Consider the following 1,103-nt stretch of genomic DNA (forward strand, 5'->3'; position numbering starts at 1 on the left):
GAATCGCTAGTTTAGTATTCCTATTCTTCATTTTTTCAGGTTTATTTTCAACAAAACTATATTTATTATGGCATGGTGGACAGCCTCCGCAATATTACCCATTTCGTTTTGCATTCCTCATTGCCTTTTCATTAGCTTATTTTGCTACTCTTTCAGTATCAAAAGGTTTGCCTTTTAATAAAAAAAATATATTAACCTGGAATAGTGTGTTTTTATTTTTCATAATTATTTACTATTTCTTTAGTCGTAAGCTTTTAGGAATAGACAAACAAGTTTCCATAATCACTATTTCTGTATTTATAATTTCTGTAATTTTAATTAATTTATATATCCGAAAACAAATTAAGCCCTATGTATTAGCATTAGTCATCATTTTAGATATTTTTGCTAACACTTGTTTAGCCTGGTCAAAAATCAGTAAAAATGTTACTTCATACAATCCTTATACTGAAGACACTATTGCATTTTTAAATAAAATTCCTAAACAAGCAAAAAAACAACGACTAGATAAATCATTTTTAATTAATAATGACCGTGGTGAAAGTTACATGATGAATTATCACGGAATTAATTCTTTTAGTTCCAACAATGATTCAAAATTAACTACATTCGGTGGTTTATTAGGACTTCCTAGCATTGGTTATTACACATTTTATTCAACTGGCACTCAATTGACTGATGCCCTATTTGGCTTAAATACATATGTTGTATCAAATAGATTAAGCGATATGCGTGGGTTTTATAATTATGGTTTGAGAGATGACTTAATTGGTAATAAAATTTGGTATCAAAATAAAACTAATGTTGCATATAGAATTAATACTTTTCCGTTAGCTTTTGCTGGTTACCAAGCCAATAACATTAAGCTTAAAGAAAATAATCCATTGTCTAATCAAGTAACAGTTTTAAATAGTTTAACCAATACCAATACCCAATACTTTAGTAAAGCGATTTCTGCACACGAAACTAGCAATAATATGACCTTGTCACATAATGCCAATTTACTAACCATGAACCAAATATCTACTAAATCGCCTTCTACGGTTACATTTACTTATCATGCTCAACCTAATTCACGGGGATATATTTTATTAGATCGTAGT

Annotated in this window: 1 protein-coding gene; it reads left to right on the forward strand. The window is 29.0% G+C overall.

Annotated elements, in window-relative coordinates; all coding sequences use genetic code 11:
* Positions 1–1,103, forward strand: a 1,103-nt coding sequence (locus tag ACNDLV_RS03320; protein WP_498882928.1) for a YfhO family protein, incomplete at both ends; no start/stop codon positions are given.

Source organism: Lactobacillus fornicalis (assembly GCF_055362665.1).